Origin of the sequence: Bartonella sp. AC130YNZD (assembly GCF_042196865.1) — a bacterium.
GTDB lineage: Bacteria > Pseudomonadota > Alphaproteobacteria > Rhizobiales > Rhizobiaceae > Bartonella.
In genome coordinates this window covers 1-6,203 of record NZ_JBHIQZ010000042.1, presented here as the reverse complement: position 1 = coordinate 6,203, position 6,203 = coordinate 1, and the positions used below count along the sequence as shown (strand labels likewise).

General features: G+C 40.0%; 9 protein-coding genes. 8 read left to right on the top strand and 1 reads right to left on the bottom strand.

Features of this window, described 5'->3' with window-relative positions; genetic code table 11:
* The 8 genes from ACFINU_RS08795 to virB11 all read left to right on the top strand — a co-directional run.
* Positions 1 to 624, top strand: a 624-nt coding sequence (locus ACFINU_RS08795) for a type IV secretion system protein (protein ID WP_375618816.1), incomplete at its 5' end; no start/stop codon positions are given.
* Positions 625 to 645: 21 nt separating this feature from the next.
* Complete coding sequence (locus ACFINU_RS08790; protein ID WP_375618815.1) at positions 646 to 981, top strand: EexN family lipoprotein; 336 nt, start codon at positions 646 to 648, stop codon at positions 979 to 981.
* A 60-nt stretch (positions 982 to 1,041) separates the two neighbouring features.
* Complete coding sequence (locus ACFINU_RS08785; protein WP_375618814.1) at positions 1,042 to 1,971, top strand: type IV secretion system protein; 930 nt, start codon at positions 1,042 to 1,044, stop codon at positions 1,969 to 1,971.
* 8 nt (positions 1,972 to 1,979) lie between these two features.
* A complete protein-coding gene (locus tag ACFINU_RS08780; protein WP_375618813.1) occupies positions 1,980 to 2,267 on the top strand; it encodes a type IV secretion protein VblB7 in 288 nt (95 codons plus the stop codon).
* Positions 2,264 to 2,935: a virB8 family protein gene (locus ACFINU_RS08775; RefSeq protein ID WP_375612435.1), complete on the top strand. Its 672-nt coding sequence runs from the start codon at positions 2,264 to 2,266 to the stop codon at positions 2,933 to 2,935. Before ACFINU_RS08780 ends, ACFINU_RS08775 begins: the two co-directional genes overlap by 4 nt.
* Positions 2,936 to 2,937: 2 nt before the next feature.
* On the top strand, positions 2,938 to 3,792 hold the full coding sequence (gene virB9, locus ACFINU_RS08770) for a P-type conjugative transfer protein VirB9 (protein ID WP_375618812.1): 855 nt from the start codon (positions 2,938 to 2,940) through the stop codon (positions 3,790 to 3,792).
* A gap of 27 nt (positions 3,793 to 3,819) precedes the next feature.
* Positions 3,820 to 4,935, top strand: a complete 1,116-nt coding sequence (gene virB10, locus ACFINU_RS08765) for a type IV secretion system protein VirB10 (protein ID WP_375618811.1) — start codon at positions 3,820 to 3,822, stop codon at positions 4,933 to 4,935.
* Positions 4,936 to 4,952: 17 nt separating this feature from the next.
* Positions 4,953 to 6,005 (top strand): P-type DNA transfer ATPase VirB11, encoded by a 1,053-nt coding sequence (virB11, locus tag ACFINU_RS08760; protein ID WP_375618810.1) that lies wholly within the window; start codon positions 4,953 to 4,955, stop codon positions 6,003 to 6,005.
* Between the two features lie 54 nt (positions 6,006 to 6,059).
* Here the strand turns inward: virB11 and ACFINU_RS08755 are convergent, their stop codons facing one another.
* On the bottom strand, positions 6,060 to 6,203 hold the full coding sequence (locus ACFINU_RS08755) for a type II toxin-antitoxin system RelB/DinJ family antitoxin (RefSeq protein WP_375667578.1): 144 nt from the start codon (positions 6,201 to 6,203) through the stop codon (positions 6,060 to 6,062).

Here is a 6,203-nt window from a genome sequence, read left to right as displayed (position 1 = left end):
CAACTTAACAAATTGCAAGAACAAATTCAGCAAGGCAAACAACAGCTTGACCAATTAAAGAGCCAACTCGATCAAGCAAAACAATTATATAACTCCTTGAATGGAAAAACAGATTTGTCTGCTCTTCAAGAATTGCTCAACAAACAAGGGAATAATGCTGCTCTCCCCTCTGATTTTAATCATTTAGAACAATCAATAGATGGCACCGGGGGTGGTAGCGGAAACACTGAAAAATGGAAAGAAAAACTTTTATACAAAGAACCATCGGGTGGTGGAGGATCAAAAGAAGCAGTTGATGCCTTTTACAAGCAAGAAGTGGAAAAATTGCACAATCGCAATGTAGGACAAGCAGCAACAGGGCAAGCTGTTTACGAAGATGCCGATAAAAAGAAAGAAGCCATTAGTAAGATTATTGAAAAACTGAAAAATGCTAAAACCGCTGCTGAAGTTCAAGATGCTCAAACACAATTAGCAGCTATACAAGCAATATTACAAGCAGAGGCTTTACAAACTCAAGCTACTTCTATGATTCAACAAGCTCAATCTGAAGCTGAAGCAATACGGATTAGAGAAGAAGCTAGTAAAAGATACCAAGATTATGCAAATCAACTTCGCGGTCATTAAAAGTTAAAGAGGGACTTAATCATGAACAAAGTTATTATCGCAGCACTACTACTTAGCACAGGGCTGGTCACCGCTGGATGTGAAAAAACCTACAGTGTAGAAGATTTTAAGAAAGATGAAAATTTACTTAAAGAATGGGCGGTGAGATGTGGATTTACAGGAAATTCGAAAAACTGTCAAAATGCACGATTAGCCGATCATCAAATTCATGAAGAACGTCGGGCAAAAATTGACGAAGAAAATCGTAAACGTAGAGAAGAATTTGAGAAAAAACAACAAGAAGAAGAAGCTAAGAGAAAAGCGGAATATGAAAAAAGGAGAGCACAACAAAAACGCGATAATAATTTTGATCCATAAAAATTATTATAACAATTAGGAATAATAGTATTTACAAAAATTTTATAAAATGGATATCCAATGGTAACAAAAGAAATATTTACCATGATAGATCAGCGTTTAATGAATGCTCTTACAGATATAATGGATAAAACTATTAGCAATCTTTCAGGCGCTTTATCTGTTCCTCTTCAATCAGCTTGTATAATCTATATAGCATTTATAGGTTACAACATTATCTATGGGCGTTCTTCTATGCCTTTATGGGATTTTATAGCAACAACTTTCAAACTTGGCATCATCGTTACACTCACCACAAAAGCCGCTAGCTATAACACATGGATTACAAATATATTTTTCACTGATCTGCCTAATGCCATTTCAAATGCTACACAAGGTGCAGTTTCTGATAAGAATGTCTGGGACAATATGATACAAAATGCTTATGCGCACGCCTTTGATGCAGCAAATAAATACAACGGATGGACTGAAGTTGGTACGTATATTGTTAACTGGATTGCTGGTCTTATTTGCTTAATTATTTCTGGGGTGTTTTGCACCATTGGTTTTATCGTCACAATATTTGCTAAATTTGGATCATTTCTTGTCATATCAGTGGGACCAATATTTATGGGTTTTGCTCTATTTTCAACAACAAGGCGTTTTACAGAAGCGTGGTTAGGACAACTCGCAAACTTCATTATTCTGCAAGTATTAGTCGTGTTGCTTGGTAACGTATATGTAAGTCTTGCAATGGAAATCCTTTCAGGTGACCTTACAGATATCATGTTTTCTGTACTTCAATTTTTGGTTATTGGCATTGGTGGGATTTATCTTTTCATCCATTTACCCGGAATTGCATCCGCTTTAGCTTCTGGAGGAGCAGCTCTTACAGGATCAACACATTTAGCTCACCATTCTAGTAGAGCAGCGGGGCGTGGTGCTCTTGCAGCCGCTCGTTCTGGTATTAGTGGTCTAAGAGGTTTGGGGTCAAAATTTAGAGGAGGTTAATACCACAAATGCGGGGTTTTAAAAAAATTGGGATTATCTTACCATTTCTCTTTCTCAGTGGCTGCATGTCTTCACCAAACACACTGAAGTCACTCCCAAGGTGCGATGGATATTCTAAACGTCCACTCAACAGATCAATGTGGAATTGGGAAGGGAAAAAACCCACGCCCACGCCCATTATCATCAGTAACAACACACCTTCAACCCTAAAAGAAGGTAAGCTGGAAATGCTTCTGGCACAAAAATTAACGGATGAAGAAATCAAATCTTACAAAAATTGCGGGCAAAAAGCATGAAAGAAAACGCCGTAGAACAATATATTGCTGAAGCACGCTCGTTCGATCAAGATCGCATGCTCGCCTCACGCCGCACCACCCGCATCTCGCTTGCAATCGCCGGTATCGCGGTTGCTGTTGCAATAATGTCTTCTCTCGCGGTCATCACCCTCACGCCCCTTAAAACCGTAGAACCCTTTGTCATCCGCGTTGATAATTCAACCGGCATCACTGAAGTCGTAGAAGCCTTAAAAGAAGGTCCAACAAACGTCGACGAAGCCATCACACGCTATTTTGCAGCAAAATATGTCCGCTTCCGTGAAGGTTTCGTCGTAGAAGAAACACAAAATAACTTCGAAACCATCTCTCTCCTCTCTTCACCTGAAGAACGAGAAAGATTTGCTGGATGGTACGGCGCAAAAAATCCCCAAAGTCCTCAAATTCTTTATAAACACGCCACCGTTACAATAACAATAAAATCAATTTCTTTTATCAATGAAAATGTCGCCCAAGTGCGTTACTACAGAACTGTGCGTAACAACGACAACAACAAAGAATTCATCACCCACTGGGTTGCAACACTCACCTTTGAATATACCAATGCCCCTATCTCTGTCCAAAACCGTTTGATAAATCCTCTAGGGTTTATTGTTAATGAATATAGAACCGATCCGGAAGTGGTCAACTGATCATGACAAAAAAATTCCTTTTTCTCATTCTTAGGATTGCTGTTGCCTTTTCTTTGACAAATATAAGCTACGCGAGTGTTTTTCCCACCCGCGCGCCAAGCGATAGCCGCATTCGCTTTATCAATTATGATGCTTATAATGTCACAAAAATTATTGGCTCCATACGCTCATCGGTACAAATAGAATTTTCTCCCAATGAAGAAATTGCCCATGTGGCAATTGGCAACAGTGTTGCATGGGAAGTCGCCCCCGCTGGCAATATTCTTTTCCTTAAAGCAAGAGAAGTCCAACCCATTACCAATCTCCAAGTCGTCACCACAAAGCTTGATGGCTCAAAGCGCTCCTATCAATTTGAACTTACGATCAAAGATGGGGAAATTTCATCTGGACAAGAAACATATTTCCTTGTGAAATTTCGCTATCCCCAAGACGAAGCAGAACAAAGAAGACTCGCAGCCCTTATGCGACAAGAAAAAAAACAATCCCAACAGATTGATGGTATCTTCAACGCTTCTGAAACCTACGGACCTCGCAATTGGGCTTACACCGCTCAAGGATCGAGCGTGCTCGAACCCTCCTCCGTTTATGACAATGGCAAAACCACAACATTTACATTTCCAGACAACCAAGAAATCCCTGCCATTTACATTGTCAGCAATGACGGTACAGAATCGCTGGTTCCCAAAACCACAAGAGGCAACATGGTGATTGTCCATGCCATTAGCGCACGCTTCACCCTAAGACAGGGAAGAAACGTCCTATGCGTCTTTAACGAAGCCTATCAACCAAAAGGCACAAATCCAAATACCGGAACAACCTCACCATCTGTTGAACGTAAAGTTGCATCAGATCTTTAAATAAGCGGGAATTGAAGGGGACAACACATGAGTGATAAATCAATCATCGAAGATCGCGGATCTATTGGGGATGGCAAAAATAATACATCAAAATCGGATACAAAAAAAATAATCATTATTATAGCTTTTGTAGGATTTTGCGCATATGTGCTTTGGAATATATTTTCAACACCACCAACATCAAAAGACACGGCAAATATCCATAAAAAACAAGAATTTAATAACTCAGTTACTCCCTTAGAATTAGTTTCCGCTGAATCACAAGCAAAAATTGCTCCAATTACACTACCAACACCATCACCAACACCAGAAAAAATAGTTGAACATGATCCTTTACTTGATGCAGCACAACGTTCTCCCGTATTGGCTTTTACGAGCAATACCCCCCCTTCTTCAACTCAAATGCCGAGAAATAACTATAGTAATAATATAAGTGAAACTCCTAATAATGATTCACAAAGTTTTTCCTCACTTCTAAAGCCTACAAAAATAGAAGGTACAAGAGCTGGGATCATGGGAAATAGAAACTTTATCATCGCCATGGGAACTTCTATCCCCTGTATATTAGAAACCGCATTAAACAGTGACCAACCAGGTTTTGCAAGCTGCATAATCAACCGTGATATCCTCTCTGACAATGGGCGCGTTGTTTTGCTTGATAAAGGAACCCAAGTCGTTGGTGAATACCGAGGAGGACTTAAAAAGGGTCAATCTCGCCTCTTTGTGCTCTGGACAAGAGCAAAAACCCCAACCGGTGTCATCATCAATCTTGCATCTCCTGCAACTGACAGTTTAGGCAGAGCTGGTTTTGACGGCAACGTCAACACCCATTGGTGGGAACGCTTCAGTTCAGCATTATTACTCACCGTTGTTGATAGCGTTACAACAAACCTAACCAATAAAAAGAAAGGCAATTCTAACTCAGGTGGTGGTTTCAACAGCTCTGAAGCAAGCAATATCGGAAAAGATACAGCCACCGTTGCTCTTGAAAATCAAATCAACATCCCTCCTACCCTAGAAAAATTTCAAGGCGAACTCGTCAACATCTTTGTAGCAAGAGATCTCGATTTTTCATCTGTCTATAAACTAACCGTAAAGAGCAAAAGAAACCGCTCTACTCCCGGCTATTCCTTTTTTCATTAAGCCAATAAAGTCACATTATGCCCTCAGCAAAAAATGCAGAACGAGCTTCCATCGTTTTAACAAAATTAAAGATCTTAGATGACTTCCTCAATAATGAGAATTTATTTGAAATTGTTATCAATCGCCCCGGCGAAGTAATCGTTGAGGGTCCCAATGGTTGGCAAACCCACATCTTAAAAGAACTAACCTACAGCGAACTAGAGGGGATTGCAAAAGTTGTTGCTGCCTACACAACACAAAAAATCAGTGTAGAAAATCCCGTTCTCTCCGCAACACTGCCAAACAACGAACGCATACAAATTGTTATGCCTCCAGCTGTTGCAGCCAATACCATTAGCATGACCATTCGTAAACCTTCATCACGCACTTTTTCTCTTGAAAGTTTACATGAAAACAATCTGTTTTCTGTCGCCCAAAACACCAGTTTCACACCCACGCAACAAATGACAGAACGATTATCCGAACTCTCTGATACAGACAAAGAGCTAACAGATCTCTTTATCGCCAAAGACTTTTGCACCTTTTTAGAAAGAGCCATTATTACACAACAAAATATCTTAATATCGGGCAAAACCGGTTCAGGGAAAACAACCCTCTCCAAAGCTTTGATTGCAAAAATCCCTGACTATGAACGCATTCTCACCATAGAAGACACGCCAGAACTTGTCGTTCCCCATTCAAACAAAGTCCAACTCTTTTATTCAAAAGATAACCAAGGCTTAGCAAAAGCAGGCGCAAAAGAACTGCTTGAATCTGGCTTACGCATGCGCCCCGACAGAATCCTTCTACAAGAGCTGCGTGATGGTACAGCCTTTTACTATATCCGTAATGTCAACTCTGGTCACCCAGGCTCCATTACCACCGTCCACGCCTCAACAGCACTTGCAGCCTTTGAGCAAATGACCCTTTTAGTCAAAGAAAGTGACGGTGGTGGTAATTTAGCACGCGATGATATCCGCGGCTTATTAATCTCGATGATAGATGTCATCATCCAATGCAAACGCCTTGAAGGCAAATTTCGTGTAACAGAAATCTATTACGACCCTTTCAAACGCCGTGATGCTTTTTAAAAACTGTCGAAATCACTTAAATAAATCATTCATATCTTTCGCAAAGTATACATCTTATCCTTTTGCATTCTTTTCAAAAGTTTTAAGCGTTTTCGCATTAGAAATAGACATATCAAACGGCAATCCTCTTTCATCAACAACTTTAGCTAAAGAAATTCGTATGAAATCAGACACCGTAAGTCCTAAACTTGCTAATAT